Genomic DNA, 16856 nt, shown 5'->3' on the forward strand with positions numbered 1-16856 from the left:
CACTACATTAGTAAGTTCGTTGATGCTCTTTGCGCTAATGTGATGCTTTCGGAATGATTTTATGTATTGCCACCGCTTGCGGAGCGAGGACGCTCCGTGCTACATTTTCCTTCCACTCGGTTTCAGTTAGCCTCGTCGCTCTATCATCGGCGCGCGTAGAATGCCCGTCGGCTTGAGTTGCCAAATGCGGTTGTGGCATTCGTTTTGGACCTGCCATGCCGGCGGGCCAAACCAATCGTATTCCGGCAAGTTATTGTGCACCGCGCCAAAGGTGTTGTGGCGGTTGCCGTAGCAGCGAATGCGCACGGTGTGCTTGCCTGCGCTCAATGTTCCGAGCGTGGCGCGATACGGGGCGAAGGGGACCGGGCCGCGGTCCTTGCCATCGACCCAGATCCGCAGCAGGTGCCCGGCGAAGGTTGGGCAACGCAGCGCGTAGTCACCGGCTTCAGCAATGTCGATCTCGCAGGTGTAGTCGAGGTTGCCGCCGTAAAAGGGAAGCCCCTGCGATGCCACATTGCCCCAGAACAACTTTTCGTTGTTCGTTAAGAAGGCATGGGCACCGCGAATCTCCACGGCGAAGTCTCCCAGCAAATAACACCACTCCAGATAGCGCTCCACGGCGTGTAGCTCTTGCTCGATTTCGAGAATGTGGTCGCCGGCGGAAAGCGTCGGGAGCTCCATCGTCGGCAAGTCGCGGTCGACCCACCAGCCGGTGGCCTTGGGGACCAATACTTTGCCATCCAAAGTAAGTTTGGATTCTGCCAAACGCTCGCACATTAGGCGGGCGTTGGTGATGTCCACTTTGCAATGCAAAGTAAAACGACGAGTCACGCGATGCCTCTCGCCGAGATCAGTGATCGAGTAGGGCTGGCGCATCTCAGGCCAGTGGAAACGGTCGGCGAGCTGCATCTGCGTCATGCGACTGTCTTGCGCGGGTTGCCTCGGTTCGTCATCCACGCGCCACTCAGGCATGTCGAGTAGCAGGCAGTTGGGCTCTTCGGTGGTCACGCTTTGCGGCTCGGGCAGGTCGTGGAGGTAGTCCCATTGCGGTGTCGGTAGTTTGTGCTCACCGAAGCCAGGGCTCAGGCGTAGCAGACGGTGCGACTGCGGTTGGAAATCCCAGGGAACCAGTGTCCAGCGACCTTGCTGAGAGTAGGCGCAGTCGACTTCCTCGCCGGTGGAGGTGTCGAGCTCTCGCACTTGCCAATGCCCCTTCAAGCGGATGGTGGCTTCGGTAATAGGGATTGGCCAAGGGCGTTTTTGCAGACGCTTTTTCTGGCGGTTGCAGCAATAAACGATGCGTTCTTCGCCGACTTGCCTAATCTGGTGATTGATCGAATTGATGGGCTGGCCATCCGTAACGGTGTGCACGGCTATTTCGCGCCACGGCTCCAGAGCCTCGCGCAGGGAAAGCACATCATTGCTGATTAGCTTTGCATCGCAAAGTATGTCTTTGGCGGCGGAGCTTTTTTCGCCGTTAACGAATCCCGGAAGGCTACCCAATATGAGCACCATGCCGCCGCGCTCAGTGAATCGCTTCAGGCTGTCGAGTGTGCTTTGGCGGATCGAGTCGAGGTTGGCCAGCAAGATGACATCGTAGGCCATTTCGCCGACCTGTAATTGCGCGGCTTCGGTCTCGCGTTCCTGCGTGGGGAGCAGTGACTCGGCGATGTAATCGAAGTCGAAGCAGCTCTCGAGCAGCCAGTTGGTCGTTTGCTGAAAACGCACCTCGTGCTGGTTGCGGGTAAAGTCTTCCAGGCTGCGCACGCCATGGCAGAGCCAGATGCTTTCAGCTGGGTGGATGTAGCCAATGCGGACCAAGGCCTTGCCGGCCGAGAGCGCGCAACCAACGCGAGAAAAGTGGTCTTCAACGAGTCGATACTCTTGGTACCAGGGCGACTGCGGGCCAATGGCGGCGGGGTAGTCCAACTTACTGCGGCCCTCCATACTGAGCCACGCCAAGTGGGGGATGCGCAGGTTGATACCGAGTGCCGCCTGCCAGTCACCTTGTGTCTTATGTCCGGCGAAATCGAAGTCCCAATTGGTCACCCCATAGAGCTCGCTCATCACGGTGGGGCGGCCATCCTGTCGCGCCACACTCACGGCTTGCTTCGCGGTGGCGGGCTTGTAGTCATCGCAAAGTATGTCGATGCCGGGCAGTTGAAAGCCGCGATAGTGCCGCATGCATTCGCCGAGGCTGTTGACTTGGCCGGGCAGGTTATCTTCGTTGAGCATGTGGCCGGTCGAGGCGATGCCGTGCTTTTCACACCACGCGCCAAGCTGGTCACTGTAGGCCTCGGCGAAGCGCTCGGAAAGGTGGTCCCACAAGCGCCAGCGCCACGGGCTGGGGCCATCGGGCGTCGGCCAGAAAAATTCCGGTAAGATGTCCAGCAGCTCGGCACCCCAGGCTTCGCGGAAAGTGTCGGGCAGGTCGCCGGTCCAGGCCAGCGAGCCTTTACCGCTGAAGGGATTGGGTAAATTTGTATTGAAGCCGATGCTGGGTTCGTCGGTAAAGATCGACGGAATGTCGGCGGGAAACTTTCCGCCAAAAGCTTTAAGATAAGCCTCGTGCGTGTGCTCAATGAAGGCCTGCGTCGCCGCTGGGCTCAGCATGTCCAAATGCGAGCCGCCGTTATGCCGGTCCATATCCTCCTGGATGACATGTGTGAGAAACCAGTCGTCGTCGCGGCCGTCTGCGTAGTCAATGCGTTTGCTGCCAAGTAGGTAGCCCTGCGCATCTTGCTCAATGCGGTAAGCGCACACCGGACTGCGATATTTGGAGTCTGGCTGCGCCGGGCGGCCTTTGGTGATCTCCATCCAGTTCTGGCGATGCGTCAGCTCGCGTGTGACGACACCTCCGCCAAAGCCCGACGGCCAGGTGTCTTCATCGTAAAGGTAGCTGAGCATCCCTTTGCTCGCACCGTGCTCGCGGGCTGCCTTGATCGCATCGAGGAAGTCCTCGCTCATGTAGGGCGTTTTCAGACCGAAGCGAACGTGTAAATGATAGCCGCCCATGCCCATTTCGGCAAACGCATCGATCTGCTCGCGCAGGCGATCATGGTCGGTCAAGTCGTGGTTCAGCGCCCAAAACGGAGCGCCGCGAAACTGCACAGGAGGTTTACGGAAGGGGGCCAGGTCGAAGCTCATGACGATGGGGGTTATTGCATCAGCATATCGCTTTATGTCAGGTATAAAATGCTGACGCTGGGAGTGTTATTTCCTGTAGGCAAAAAATAACAGCAGACGCCACCCAGGCGTTTGCTGTTATGAGAAAAAACGATTTGCGCTCGTGCGTTTAGCGGCGGCGCTTGATCCAGCAGAGGCCAAGCAGGGCCATGGCACCAAGGCCTGCGGCGTAGTGGCCTGGCTCTGGGATGACCGATACATTGCCGTTCAGCACTACGTTGTCGACTCGCACGTTGTTGCTGTTGGTCGAGTTCGTATCATCCGAATAGGAAATGCGGAAAGTGATCGAGGACAGTCCCTGATACTCGGGGGCGCTGAGCGAAATAGCTCCGCTGCTGATGGTTTGGGTGCTGTTTTCGACAATGGTGTTGCCCTCGCTAAACAGAATTGCCTGAGTGCTGCCAAATCCGTCAACGCTGGACTGCAAATACACATTGTAAGCAATGGCTCCGCCGGCGTTCTTATACATGCCGTAGTTAAAGCCAACGGAGCTAAGATCGAGCTGAAAACCAGGGTCGGCATTCACCGTAAAGGTAAAGTAGCTATCACCGTCCAAGGCTTCGGCTTGCGTGCTGCCGGTGGCATTCACGAAGATGTAAGCGGCATCGCTACTGGACGAAATGGCACCGCGGCCCGCCGGGTCGGTGATTACTTCAAAGTCCAGCGCATTGGCGTTGCTGGTGATCGTGGTTGGCGCGGCCGCGCCACCGTCAAAATCATAGGTGACTATCTGGACTTGTGCCGCTGCGGTGGTAGCCGCAAGGATTGCAAATGGGATCGTGAGTTTCATGGACTGATCGAGGTTATTGGGTTGTTGAATGGGGTGAGTGAACTTTGCGATTACTTTAGCTATTGAAAACGCTGGCGCAAATCGGCAGAAATGTAATCGATTACAATTATGGCGGGCTCACGCAAAAATACCGAGGATCAATCTGGGCGGTTAACCGTTCAGGAGGTCGCGCGTGAGGCTGGCGTGAGCACGGCGACGGTTTCGAGAGTCACCTCCGGGCAGGGCAGCGTTTCGGCAAAAACGCGGCAAAAGGTGGAGGCCGCGATTGAGCGTTTGGGGTATCGGCCGGACTTGACCGCTGCCTCGCTCCGGCAAAGCGGGGCACGTCGAAACCATAGCCTGGTTAAGGTGGCGGTGCTCACGAATTACCAACGCTATGCGCCTTACAAAACACCCGCCGTTCGTGCGACGGTAGAAGCTGGCAAACTGCGGGGGTTCCAAGTCGAGCATTTTGATCTGACGCATGACGGCCCCGCTGAAAGCCTGCTGAACAAGCTCTACAATCGAGGCTACGACGCGCTGATTTTTGAAGCGTTGTCCTGGGAAACTTCGCTGGACGTGGAGGCGCTGTCGCGGTTTGCCTTGGTGAGCTATGATCGGCGGGTGCAGGAATTTCCCTGCCACATCGTGCGCTACGACATCACTGAGGTGCTTGAGCGAACGTGGGATATGCTGACTGAGCGAGGCTATCAGCGGATCGGCTTGATCAAGGCTCGATTCGATCACACTCACCCGGACGAGCGGGTGATGGGCGAAGTCTCAGCCGGCTTGCTCGAGGGTGTGCCAAGCGAGCGCCGCATCCCTTTGTTCAGCGATGTGTCGCTAGAGAAGCAAGCGCGTAGCGCATCCTTTTTGCGTTGGTTAAAGAAGTATCAACCGGATGTTGTTGTGGGGTATGGTTCATGGCATTTGGACTGGTTGGCCGCTCGCGGCTTATCAGTCCCGGAGGATGTGGCGTTCGTGACGCTGCAAGATGCCGAGGCTCCGGTGTGTGGTTGGCGTGCGAGTATGCAGGTGATGGCCGACCACGCGCTTGATTTGATCGAGCAAATGCTGCGGCGCGGCATTCGGGGCCCGCATAAGAATTATTTGGAGACGATCATTCGCCCCGAGTGGGTGGATGGGGAAACTTTGCAGGACAAAGTTAAGGCCGCGCCGTCGCCACCTGTTTAATCCTGAGCCAGACTTGGTAATTTTCGCCAGCCTTCAAGCGGTATGGCCTCAGGGCGAGTTGTCTCGGGGATCTCCATTTGCGCGAGTTCGGCGAGCCAGGGCTTTAGCTCGTTGCTGCGGGGGTGCTTGTTCACCAGGCTGCCGATCTGCTTGCGGCGCTGGGTAAAAATGCTGCGGATGGTTTCGCGTTGCGCGCGGTTGAAATGAAACGCATCGGGCAGCCGCTCCAAATGAAGCAATGTGGAGTCGACATCCGGTGCCGGGTAAAAACATTGCCGCGATACTTTATGCCCGGGTTTACGCTGGTAGGCCGCCTCGATAAAAATAGATATCGCGCCGTAGTTCTTTTGTCCGGGCGCGGCGGTAAAGCGGTCGGCGGCTTCTTTTTGCAGCATCAGCACCATGCAGTCGGGCAGGGGACCGGCGAGGACCTTTTCCATCCAGGGAGTGGAGATCGCGTAGGGTAAGTTGGCGACGATCTTGAAATTACTTTGCAATGCAAAGTCTGCGCGCGGGTGGTCCACGGCGTCGCCATGCAGTAGGTGGAATTGCTCCGGGTTTTCCTGGGCGAGTGTCGCGTCGAGGTTGGCATGCAGACGCTGGTCAAACTCGACCGCCCACACTTCGGCACCGGCAGCCAACAGCGCGGCAGATAGGGTGCCGAGCCCGGGCCCGACCTCGACGACTTTGTCGCCGGCTTGGACGTTAGCCAGCTCCAGGGACTTGCGCACGATGTTGCCATCGACCAGAAAGTTCTGGCCGAGGCGTTTATTGGGCCGATGCCCGAGGCTTTCGAGCAGGGTGCGCGTTTCTGAAGGCGACAATGGCATGACGGCATTCAGCAGCGCCACGCCATGTCAGGCGAGCATTTTTCTGTTTAGGCTGTCACCGCGTTACACAACGGCTTTGCAAAATTGCAGAGCGGGATCTTGGCGTTGTCGTGGTATTCGTTGCGCTCGTAGAAGGTGGGCGGTTCGTAGGTCCAGCCGCTGGCCAACCGCTTGGCCTCTGCTTTAATCAGGTGGGAAACATACGGGCTGGCCAAGCCGGACAAGCGCGCCTTCAACCCAAACGTATCCTGCAAATCCTTGAGCAAGGCGCGCAGGCGATCCTGCACCTCGACATTGCCCTTGAAGTGCTTGATCGCCGCCTTGATGACGGGCGGGTAAGTCGTGGCCAGGCTGGAGGCCTCCTGCTTGAAACGGCGCACGATGCGCTGGTCTGCGTGCTCGGCGTAGCGCTTCCAGCCCGCCAGTGTGGTGCGCGCGATGCGCAGGATGCTCGGGCCGTTGACAGCGAAGTCGTGGTTAAATGCGCGGATGACCCAGTCTCCTTCCGAGCCGGCGGGGATGCTTGGGTGGTGGTAATTGAACTCCAGTTGCCCGTGGATATCAGCCGGATTGAACGTGCTCTCGTCCTTCATGCGGCCTTCGCTGGTGAGCTGGCGGTGAAGCGCGGTGCCGGGGATCGGCGTGTAGAGCATGAACTGGTGGAAGTCCGTATCGTGCGCGGCGGCGTAGTCGAGGGCGGCGGGCAGGTTTTCCGGGGTGTGTTCTTCCAGACCGATGATGGTCGACCCCAGGACGCGGATGCCGTGCGACTGCAGCTCTTTGACGAGCTCGAAGGTGTCGATGCCCTTGGTCTTTTTATACTGGCTGTTGCGCCCTTCGATGCCCATCCATACCCAGCTGATGCCGAGGCGCACGAGCTGCTCGATCTTGTAGCTGCGCAGGATGTTCGCCGAGGCAAAGACGTACAGTGACCACGCCTTGTCGTGCTCTTCGATCAGCTCCAGCAGTCGCAGTGCGCGCTTGCGGTGAAAGAGGAAATTCTCGTCCATCACGAAGAAACTATTCGTCTGCAAGCGCTCGGAAAGCTGGCTCATGATGGCGAATAATTCATCGCCCTGATTGTAGAAATTGATGAACTTGCCCTTGCCGCCAAACATGGCCGACGTAGAGCAGAAATTACAGCCGAGCGGACAACCGACTGAGGGTATCAGGGTCGCGGCGGTGTCGCCCGGCTTGGGGTTTAAACTCAATCCCGCAGTGCGTGCGCCGAAGCCGGATAAGGTCGCAGGGTGGTTGACGGGGCGGTCGGGATCTTCGCCCAGGTATTCGCGGAACCAGCGCACGCCGTCACCACGGGAAATCAAGTCGGCGTCTACACGCTTGCGCAAATCCGGGATGTTGGAAATGTGCCCGCCGATGACGATGGTCGCCTTGGGCTGATGCTTCCGGATCAGCTTGCACATGTGTTTTACCTTGAGGATATTTGGTGTGATCGCGGTGATGCCGATCACGTCGTATTCGTTGTTTTTGATCTCTTCGATAAAGCGATCCTGGACTGGGAAATCCAGCAGTGTGCACGGTGCCTGGATGTTCGCCTGGATGATCATGATGCCCCAGCTGCGGTGAAACATGCGCAGCGAAAATGGCCCCTGCGTGCGCGTTACCTGGTTGTGGTAAAGCTCCATCGGGTTCAGCTTGCGGCTGCCGTATTCGTCGTCCTGCGCGTAGGGCCCGAAGACGGAGGTTAAAAGGATTCGCGCTTTGCCGCCGAGCGGGTGACGCGGAGTGGGAATGAGCGGCTTACGCGGCTCTTGAGAAATTGCTGCTAATGTTGGCATGAGAGCCTCAGCAATAAGCCTCCTGCCGGGAAATCCCATGATAAACCCAGGGAGGCCAACGGATAGAAGCAGCCGTTGCGCGCCCTGCAAGCTCCGCAACTAATTATTCACCAGGTGTACTTTTCAGCAGGGCTGATCGCGGTCAGTAGGAAAGGTAGGGCGCAGTCTCCTGACAAGCCGCCAGCATCCTGCTGGACCGTCAGATTTGCCATTGGCAAATGCAACCACTCCTCTGGGCGGCCTAAGGCTAAGCCGAATGAAACTCCTCCACCAGCTCAGTCGGATCGTCCTGTTTCATCAGGGCCTCGCCGACGAGAATCGCTTTGGCACCGCAAGCTCGGGCGCGTGCTGCGTCGTCGCCGCTGAAGATGCCGCTTTCGCTGACGGGGATGACGTCGTCGGGCATTTGCGGAATGATCTTTTCAGAGATGCCGATATCGGTCACAAAACGGCTGAGATCGCGGTTGTTCACGCCGACAATCTTTGGGCTGAACTCGAGCGCGCGGTCCAGCTCGCGTTCGGTGTGGACCTCAAACAGTGCGTCTAGTCCCGCGGCTTGGGCGGCGTCGTAAAGGCGGTCGATCTCGTCGTCTTCCAGCGCGCGGACGATGATTAAAATGCACTTCGCGCCGGCCTCGGCGGCTTCGACAATCTGCACCGGGTGGATGAAGAAATCCTTGCGCAGGCAGGGGATGTCGCGGCGGTGGTCGCTGAGGAAATCCGTGACGTTGCACAGGTCTTGCAGGCTGCCGCCAAAGTATTTTTCATCGGTCAGCACGGAGAGGCAGTCGACCTCGGCGTTGTGATACTTGCGGGCTTGCTCGGTGGCGTCGGGCAGCTCAGCGATTTGCCCAGCCGACGGCGAGCGCCGCTTAATCTCCGCAATCACGGCCAGCCCTTTTGGCGCGAGCAGTGCCTCCGCAAAGGTCTTGCCGGTGTGGTTGCGCGCCAGGCGGCTAAGCTCGCTCTCGCGCACCGGGCGGATGCGGTGTTCCATTTCGAGGCGCTTGTGCGCCATGATCTCGGCAAGTTTGTCCATGATGAAAACCTGCGAATGAAACGCATTCCCGTGCCGCTGGCAAGGCGGGAGGCGCTACTTTTCGCCGATCGTTTCTGGTGCCGTGGCAGGCGCGGCAGTGTTGTCGTTATCGATCCGGATGCCGTAGAGCACCCCGGCGACCACGGAATACGTCGGGCCAACGAACCAGCCGACGACCGGAATGGCCTGGATCAGCAGCCCGAGCATGGCGAAAATCGCCGAGCCCGCAAAGTGCTGCCGGATGGCGCGAAAGGACTCTCTTGGCGTGTAGCCCGCGCGGTCCATATACGGGTCGATGTAGGAGACGCCGCTGAGAAACATCTGAATGGGAAACTGAATGACCATGCCGAGCAACACACCCACCAGCGGCATAAAGCCGAGCGCGACGCTCGCCAGCAGCACGCCAATTGACGCGGAAAAGGTCCAGATAAACATCAGCAGCGGGCGCTGGATGGACTCCCACAGCGTGCGCTCGGTTTCCATGACTTTGCCCTGTTCCGCGCGCTCGATCTTGGTCGAAAGCGTGTCGAGAAACGGCCCGTAGCAAATCAGGACCAAGCCGCGAAACGCCACATACAGTGGCCCTGAAAACTGGACCACCAGCAGCAGCCAAAAAATCGCCCGCAGCCAGGCCGGCAGTTGCTCTTCGCCAAAGAAGAAGGCTTCAACCTCGCTGAACAACCAATTACCCATCGCCAGGTAGCCCACAAACAGCAGCACCGTCAGCGCTATGGAGATCAACACTGGCCAAACTAGTATTTTCCAGAACTGCATTTTCCAGAGCAACTGGTGAGCCCGCCGATAGGCAGCAATGGGATGGCGAATGCATTTCATGATAGCGCGGATTCTCGTGTAGATTAGCCGATGTTAATTAGCAAGGCTTTGCGCTTGAAGCGGATTGACGCCCATGGACCATGCGATTGAATATTTCGTCATGAATACCCTCCAGCCCGTGCATCTGCCCTTTGGCGCAAAGAATATTGCCCTCAACTTTCCGGAGAATGTTGAGGTGCTCTCGATGGGGACGCCGGTGGCGCTGGAGAACCCGGGACAAGCCGTACAGGATGCGCTGGACAACGCCATTGGCAGCCCGGGGCTCGATGCCGTCATTGCGCACAAGAAGTCGCTGGGCAAAGACCCGTCCGCGGTGATCGTGATTTCCGACAACACCCGGCCCGTGCCGTATCGTGGCGAGTCCGGCATCCTATGGCCGATTGTGGAGCGCTTGCTCAAGCAGGAGGTCCGAGCGGAGAAGATCATGGTGCTCGTCGCCACGGGCATGCACCGCGGGCTAACCAAGGACGAGATCGGCTGGATGATCGATGCACGTGTGCTCGAGGCCGGTGTGCGCGTGATCAACCACGACTGCCAGGAAACGGAATACCTGACCTACCTCGGCAAGACCCGGCGCGGCAGCGAGACGTATATCAACCGACGTTACCTCGACGCGGACATCAAGATTTTAACCGGCCTCGTGGAGAGCCATTTCATGGCCGGGGCCTCGGGCGGGCGTAAGTCGATTTGCCCGGGCATTATCGGGGAGGCGAGCACGTTTGTGTTCCATGGCGCGCCAATGATGGCCGACCCCAACACGACCGATCTCAAGCTCGCGGGCAACCCTTGCCACGAGGAGTCGTTTGAAGTCGCGAGCAAGGCCGGGGCGGACTTCATTGTTAACGTCACCCTCGACCACGAGTTTAACCTGACGGGTGTCTTTGCGGGCCACCTGAAAGATGCACACGAGGCCGCCGTAGAGCATTTAAAAACCTACACCGCTGTGCCGTGGTCCGGCGAATACGACGTAGTGCTCACGCACGCGGGCTTCGTCGGCATCAACCACTATCAAGCCGCGAAGGCAGGCACCGTCGCCGCGCGCATCGTCAAGCCCGGCGGGCATGTGCTGATGGTTGCGGACACGACGGACACAGACGTCGTCGGCAGCCTGGCTTACCGGACGGTGTTGCAGATTCTCAAGCTCAGCGGCCCCGACGCGCTGGAGCGTACGCTGCTGTCGCCGGACTGGAAATTCATCCCCGAGCAGTGGCAGGTGCAGATGTGGGCGCGGCTCTTTAAGAAGATTCCGCTGGATCACTTTCATTACTACAGCCCGCAGTTCACCGAGGCGGATTACCGCGTCTGCGCCGGTGAACGTCTCGCCGCGCTGGCTGACGTGGACACCACCGGCGCTGATCCTGAAAAACTGATCCCCGAGCTGTTCAAGAAAGCGCTGGCCAAACTGTTCGCCCGGCACGATGGCGACGAACCCCTCCGCGTGGCTTATCTGAAGGACGGCCCGTATGGGATTCCGTTGAAGGATTAATATTTGCCCCGTTGGGGCAGCTTGTTGGCAAAGCAATGGGCTGTGAATTTCCTATCAACGCTGGCTACTCCACCATCGTCATCCCATCCGGGGTGACGGGTTTGGCCGTGTAGATCACGTAATCGGCGCGGGTGGCGTCGTCGGGGTTCCATTGCTCGGGGTCGGCTTGGGCGACGGCGCTGATGGTCGCCACTTGGAGGCTTGGTGCCTGGTGCTTGATGCGTTGCAGGGTGCCGCCGAGGTTGGCGATGTGGAAGTCGCCGATGAAGAGGAGGACCTTGCTGTGTGACTCCTTGGCGGTGACGACAGCGTTGGCCATGGTGGCGTCCCACACGCGCTGGGCACGAAGGAAGGCCTGGGCGTCAATCTGCGGAGCCTCGCCGTGACCATGGCCATGGCCGGTCATCATGCCGACAAAGCGGTCGTGGTAAGCTTGGTCGTTGACGGACTCATCGGGCACGACGGCGAAGGGTGGTTGGTGTGCGTTGATCGCGGCTTGCAAGGTTTCGTAATTCTCCAGGCGGGCGGCGCGGGCGTATTCGCGCGGGGCATTGGCGGCGATGACGGCGGCACCGTGCGGGCGCTGTTTTTTGGCAGCGTCGATGATGGGCTGATACCATGCAGACCAGGTGTTTTTGCCGCCGCCCCAGTTGGCCGAGTTGGTGAGCTCGATCAGCGTGGCGGTCTCGATTTGGCCGTCGAGGTAGAGGTCGATCCACACCTGCTCGTGGCGCTCCAGCATTTCCATCGCAATGGCGGCATCGGGGTGCGCGCTGAGGAGGTCGCTGGCCAGTCGCTGCTCCAAGTGGTGGCCAATGACGTCGTTATGTTGCTCTCCCCAGAGAATGACGTCGGCCGCAAGGACGCCGTTGCTCATGGCAATCCAGTTCACCGGCGTGCCGGTTTTGGCGTCGTAGATCACCCAGTCTGGCCCCGGCGCTTTGGCTGCTGGTTGGCTGCTGGTCGCGCAACCGGTGAGCAGTGCCACGGCGAGCAGCGAAAGCATAAAATAGGGCCACGAAATAGGAGTCATCTTTTGCATGCTGGGCAGTGTGTGCGGTTGAGAATGGATTTCAATAACTGCTTTGCGGAATGTTCGCCGGAGTTTGCCCATAGGTTTCGTGACACGATGACTATAGTCAAACAGCCACAATACACCTGGGTTTCACGACAGTTTGCCCATAGTTAAACTGTCACGAAAGGTATAGGAAACTGTCACGAAACCTATGGGCAAACTGCCGCGAAAGGCATAGCCAAACTCCGGATGATGCCGCAGGGGGAAAAGGCTTGGTCGTGAAGTTGGCTTTTCCCGCGAAAAACGGGGTTGTGGCGATGCAAAGCTTAGCTTATGAAGTTGAGCAAATATGGCTTCGATCGACGATTTACGCGAAACAGTTTCCCGCCTGCGCGGGCCGGGCGGTTGCCCGTGGGACATTGAGCAGACGCACCAGACGCTCTGCGATTGCCTCGTGGAGGAGTGCGCCGAGCTGCTCGATACCATCGACCGCCTCGACTACGAGCACATGCAGGAAGAGCTCGGCGACGTGCTGCTGCAGGTGATCATGCACACGCAGATGGCTGAGGAGGAGGGGCGCTTTACCTTCGATCAGGTCGCGGCTGATATTAACGAAAAACTCGTGCGCCGCCACCCGCATGTCTTCGGTGATCTGGATTTGAAGGACTCCGACGCCGTCCTGAAAAAGTGGGAGGAGATTAAGGAGGAGGAAAAGAAGAACGGCCTGCGTCCGCTGGAAGACGGCCCGTTCAAACACCTGCCGCCCCAACTGCCCGCGCTGCGCTATGCGCTCAATGTTTACAAGCAGATCGACAAGAAAGAGCTGCCCGTCGCTGATGAATTTTCCACGGCCGCCGTTAATGAATTGGCCGATGGTCTGACCGAGGAGCACGCCGGACGCGCGCTCTTTGAGCTTGCCGCCGCTTGCCGCAAGGCAGGCATTGATCCCGAGTCCGCGCTTCGCCGCCACGCCAGTGAGACGCAGCGCGCCATTGCCGAACGTGTCACAGAAGCAGAACAGTCTCCGGCTGGTTGAAGTTGATACCAGCCAAGGCGCCCTGATGGTGCCCTACGAGATCCGCCGCTCCCGGCGGGCGCGTTACATACGGCTGAGCATCGGGCGGCACAACCACGCGCTGCTTTCCGTGCCGTGGCGCTGTGCGTTTGTCGAGGCGCTGGAGTTTCTCCGGAGTCAGGGCGACTGGCTGATGCGCAACCTCAGCGAGCACCCGACACGCACCTCGCTCAAGGATTATTTGGAGACGCACCCGCGGCTCTACGCCATGGGCAAGGCGCTGCGCCTGAGCCAGGGCTTTACCCGCGCCAAGCCGTTCTATGTTTATTCGACCGACAACGACGAGGTGGAGCTCCGCATCCGCGCCGAGGGAGACGTCGAGGAAAACCTGATCGCGCTGGTCCGTACCTTCGCGCAAGAAGTTATTGAAAAGCGCACTATGGAGTTGGCCAATCAAGTCGGTGCCCGCATCAAGCGCGTCAGCGTGCGCAACCAGGCCACGCGTTGGGGCAGCTGCTCCAGCAGCGGCACGATCTCGCTCAACTGGCGGTTGGTGCTTCTGCGCGCCAACCTGCAGGACCACGTCATTTACCACGAGCTCGCGCACGTCCAGCAGATGAACCACTCAAGCAAGTTCTGGAACCTCCTCCGCGCCTACGACCCCCAAACTGACGCGCACAATGAGCAGCTCAACCCCGCCGGTGCCAAGCTGATGCCGTTGGGGCGGCTGTGATTCCGAACTACATATCTAGGCGAGGTTTTCGCGAAATGTTTGAAACTGAATATCGGTGTATGGCTAGTAGATAGGGCAATCGTTCCGCTATTTGCCTAGATGCCGATCGGTAGCGCCAAAGGTGCGATTGCATATTAGCCTAGGCCGAAGGTTGCGAAGCAACTGGAGGCCTAGGTAAATTTGTTTAGAAATATGAATTGAGCGCCAACGGTGCGGTCGCATGCTACGTGGAATATGCCGCAATCTCTTAGCTCTGTATTGGTGCATTTCGTCTTTTCGACAAAGGATCGGTACCCGTATATCGATGATGGTGTCATGGAAGCATTTCACGCCTACTTGGCATCAATATCCCGTGGTTTAAATTGCGTAACTTTTCGTGTTGGTGGTGTGGAAGACCATGTTCATTTTGCGGTGGGTTTAGCACGTGAAGTTTCCCAGAGCGTGTGGATTGAGCATGTGAAGACGGAGTCGTCCCGATGGATCAAAACTCAAGGAGAGCAGTATGCAAATTTCGCCTGGCAGCGCGGTTATGGGGTGTTTTCAATTAGCCCAAGCCACTTGCCTTCATTGATCGAATACATCAATGACCAAAAAGAGCATCATCGTAGAGAAACATTTCAGGATGAGTATCGACGGTTGTTGCGCAAGTATGGGCTGGCATTCGATGAAAAGTATGTCTGGGGGTGAAGGTGGTGCATTGTGATGATGCCGCCGCGCCGTTGGCGCTCCATCTTGTAATTACCTTAATTACCTAGGACTACGGTTGCTGAGCAACCTTTGCCCTAGGCTAGTATGCGAGCCGCGCCGTTGGCGCTACTGAATGGAATTCTTTGGATAGAGTTTGATGTCCATCCTCAGTGTATGGCAAAATTGATTTTCTCAGCATTTATATGCTTTGATGCCGTTGGGGCGGCTGTGAGACGGGCGGTGAGCGAGGTATCTGCTCCCGGAGTCTGATAGGGTCAATATGGCGCTATTTTGCCTTTGCGCCGGGGGGCGAAGTTTGGCAGATTACTCGCTATGTTGCACAGCCTCCTCATCGTCGACGACGAGAAGCACACGCGTGACGGCCTTATGGCGGCGTTTGAAGACGACTACGAAGTATCCGTGGCGCGGGATGCCGAGGAGGCTTTTCGCCTGCTCGATGCGGACGAGTTTACCGTCGTGCTGACCGACTTACGCATGGCCGGGCAAAGCGGCCTCAAGGTCATCGACAAGGCTGTGGGCATGGCTTACCGCCCGATCGTTATCATGATGACGGCCTATGGTAATGTGGAAACTGCGGTCGAAGCGATGAAGCGCGGTGCCTATGATTTCGTCACTAAGCCGCTGAATCTTGAGAAGCTGGAAATCGTCATTAAGCGCGCGATCAAGGGGCGCAAGATGGAGCAGGAAAATGTGGAGCTGCACGAGCGGCTGGACCGCAAATTCAGCTTTAAAGGCATCATCGGCAACAGCGCGCCGCTGCAGCAGGTGCTGGAAGAGGTCAAGCAGGTCGCCCCGACCAAGGCCACCGTGATGCTCTACGGCGAGACTGGCACAGGTAAGGAGCTCGTCGCGCAAATGGTCCACCAAAACAGCCCGCGTAGCCGGGGCCCGTTTGTGCCGGTGCACTGCGCCGCGATTCCGGCGAACCTGCTGGAAAGCGAACTGTTTGGCCACGAGAAGGGTGCCTTTACGGGGGCGAATGAGCGGCGCATCGGGCGCTTCGAGGCAGCCGATGGCGGGACGCTTTTCTTGGACGAAATTGGCGAAATCGACGCGCAGACCCAGGTAAAGCTGCTGCGTTTTCTGGAGACGCGCACCGTGGAGCGCCTTGGCAGCATGAAGCCGATCCCGGTAGACGTGCGCCTGGTTTGCGCGACCAACCGCGACCTGCGCGCCGAGGTCGATGCGGGCAAATTCCGCGAGGACCTTTACTTCCGCCTCAGCGTGGTGCCGTTAACCTTGCCGCCGCTGCGGGTGCGCAATGACGACATCCCGCTGCTACTCGATCACTTTATCCACCAGTTCGCCGAGGAGAATAGCCTGCCCGCACCGCGCCTGGCCTCGTCCGCGATGAAGGCGCTGCAGGGCTACAAGTGGCCCGGCAACATTCGCGAGCTGCGCAACTTCTGCGAGAACGTCGTGGTGATGAAGCGCGGCGGAGAGATTACGGAATACGATCTGGACCCGCGGTTCCTGGGCAGTGGCGAAGCTGCCGCACGTGCAACGGACGGAGCAGGGAAGGGCGCGGCTTTCACCAGCGAGGCAACGCCACCCCTTTCCAAAGAAGAAAGCGAAAAGCGACTGCTCCGCCGCGCTTTGCAGGAAGCCCATGGCAATCGCACCAAGGCCGCGCAGCTCATGGGCATCTCCCGCCGGACGCTCCACCGCAAGCTCGCACGCTGGCCGGAGCTGGACACGCAGGCCTGAGTTATGGGGAAACTGCGGATTGCTGTTGATTCGCGGGGTGGGAATGTTTCACTGACACGATCATGGATTTAACGGACGAACAGAAACAGCAGGTTTCCCAATGGGTTGCCGCAGGCGAAGGCCTGGCGGAAATTCAGCGCAAGCTCGAGAGCGAGTTTGGCGCGCAGATGACCTACATGGAAGTTCGCTTCCTCGTGGATGATCTCGAGTTGGACCTCGTGGACAAGAACGCCCCCAAGGCCGATCTGGACGCGACTGCGAACGACAAACCGGCCGTTGACGCCGAGGCGAGCCTGGTGGACGACGGGCCGTCGGGCAGTGGCCAAGTGAAGGTCGAGGTCGACCCGGTTCAGCGCCCCGGAGCGATGGTCAGCGGCACCGTGACTTTCTCCGACGGAGAGAGCATGGGCTGGCAAGTCGATCAGATGGGCCAACTGGGCTTGATCCCCGGGCCGACGCCCGGCTATCGCCCGTCCGAAGACGACATCATGGAGTTCCAGACCGCGCTCGAAGTCGAACTGCGTAAGAAAGGAATGTAAGC

14 protein-coding genes are annotated in these 16856 nt (G+C 58.7%); 7 read left to right on the forward strand and 7 right to left on the reverse strand.

The genetic code is table 11. From position 1 onward, the window contains the following. Window positions 1-126: 126 nt before the first annotated feature. Both O3S85_RS00190 and O3S85_RS00195 read right to left on the reverse strand, forming a co-directional pair. On the reverse strand, window positions 127-3147 hold the full coding sequence (locus O3S85_RS00190) for a hypothetical protein (protein WP_269536937.1): 3021 nt from the start codon (window positions 3145-3147) through the stop codon (window positions 127-129). Window positions 3148-3295: 148 nt separating this feature from the next. Further along, window positions 3296-3976 (reverse strand): hypothetical protein, encoded by a 681-nt coding sequence (locus tag O3S85_RS00195; RefSeq protein ID WP_269536938.1) that lies wholly within the window; start codon window positions 3974-3976, stop codon window positions 3296-3298. 108 nt (window positions 3977-4084) lie between these two features. On the opposite strand from O3S85_RS00195, the gene O3S85_RS00200 reads away from it, so the two are divergent. Beyond that, window positions 4085-5149: a LacI family DNA-binding transcriptional regulator gene (locus tag O3S85_RS00200; protein ID WP_269536939.1), complete on the forward strand. Its 1065-nt coding sequence runs from the start codon at window positions 4085-4087 to the stop codon at window positions 5147-5149. Here O3S85_RS00200 and rsmA read toward each other — a convergent pair. From rsmA to O3S85_RS00220, 4 genes are all read right to left on the reverse strand, one after another. Next, window positions 5146-5979, reverse strand: coding sequence for a 16S rRNA (adenine(1518)-N(6)/adenine(1519)-N(6))-dimethyltransferase RsmA (rsmA, locus tag O3S85_RS00205; RefSeq protein WP_269536940.1), 834 nt, complete (start codon window positions 5977-5979; stop codon window positions 5146-5148). The genes O3S85_RS00200 and rsmA overlap by 4 nt on opposite strands. Window positions 5980-6026: 47 nt before the next feature. After that, on the reverse strand, window positions 6027-7778 hold the full coding sequence (locus tag O3S85_RS00210; RefSeq protein ID WP_269536942.1) for a B12-binding domain-containing radical SAM protein: 1752 nt from the start codon (window positions 7776-7778) through the stop codon (window positions 6027-6029). 247 nt (window positions 7779-8025) lie between these two features. Next, the gene (trpC, locus tag O3S85_RS00215) at window positions 8026-8817 is read right to left on the reverse strand and encodes an indole-3-glycerol phosphate synthase TrpC (RefSeq protein WP_269536943.1); all 792 of its coding nucleotides are present in this window, start codon (window positions 8815-8817) and stop codon (window positions 8026-8028) included. 54 nt (window positions 8818-8871) lie between these two features. Then, complete coding sequence (locus tag O3S85_RS00220; RefSeq protein ID WP_269536944.1) at window positions 8872-9651, reverse strand: EI24 domain-containing protein; 780 nt, start codon at window positions 9649-9651, stop codon at window positions 8872-8874. 100 nt (window positions 9652-9751) lie between these two features. Here O3S85_RS00220 and O3S85_RS00225 point away from each other — a divergent pair, with 100 nt between their 5' ends. Beyond that, the gene (locus O3S85_RS00225; RefSeq protein ID WP_269536945.1) at window positions 9752-11137 is read left to right on the forward strand and encodes a lactate racemase domain-containing protein; all 1386 of its coding nucleotides are present in this window, start codon (window positions 9752-9754) and stop codon (window positions 11135-11137) included. Between the two features lie 64 nt (window positions 11138-11201). Here the strand turns inward: O3S85_RS00225 and O3S85_RS00230 are convergent, their stop codons facing one another. Further along, the gene (locus O3S85_RS00230; protein WP_269536946.1) at window positions 11202-12179 is read right to left on the reverse strand and encodes a ChaN family lipoprotein; all 978 of its coding nucleotides are present in this window, start codon (window positions 12177-12179) and stop codon (window positions 11202-11204) included. A 322-nt stretch (window positions 12180-12501) separates the two neighbouring features. Here O3S85_RS00230 and O3S85_RS00235 point away from each other — a divergent pair, with 322 nt between their 5' ends. The 5 genes from O3S85_RS00235 (at window position 12502) to O3S85_RS00255 (ending at window position 16854) form a co-directional block, all read left to right on the forward strand. Next, entirely contained in the window at window positions 12502-13188 is a 687-nt protein-coding gene (locus O3S85_RS00235) for a MazG family protein (RefSeq protein ID WP_269536947.1), read from the forward strand. Next, a complete protein-coding gene (locus tag O3S85_RS00240; protein ID WP_269536948.1) occupies window positions 13154-13900 on the forward strand; it encodes a M48 family metallopeptidase in 747 nt (248 codons plus the stop codon). Before O3S85_RS00235 ends, O3S85_RS00240 begins: the two co-directional genes overlap by 35 nt. Before the next feature lie 234 nt (window positions 13901-14134). Then, window positions 14135-14587, forward strand: coding sequence for a transposase (locus O3S85_RS00245; protein ID WP_269536949.1), 453 nt, complete (start codon window positions 14135-14137; stop codon window positions 14585-14587). Window positions 14588-14920: 333 nt separating this feature from the next. Continuing rightward, complete coding sequence (locus O3S85_RS00250; RefSeq protein WP_269536950.1) at window positions 14921-16315, forward strand: sigma-54-dependent transcriptional regulator; 1395 nt, start codon at window positions 14921-14923, stop codon at window positions 16313-16315. Window positions 16316-16377: 62 nt separating this feature from the next. Next, entirely contained in the window at window positions 16378-16854 is a 477-nt protein-coding gene (locus O3S85_RS00255) for a hypothetical protein (protein ID WP_269536951.1), read from the forward strand. The last annotated feature ends 2 nt before the right edge of the window (window positions 16855-16856 follow it).

This window comes from Cerasicoccus sp. TK19100 (assembly GCF_027257155.1).
In the GTDB taxonomy this organism is placed as follows: domain Bacteria; phylum Verrucomicrobiota; class Verrucomicrobiia; order Opitutales; family Cerasicoccaceae; genus Cerasicoccus; species Cerasicoccus fimbriatus.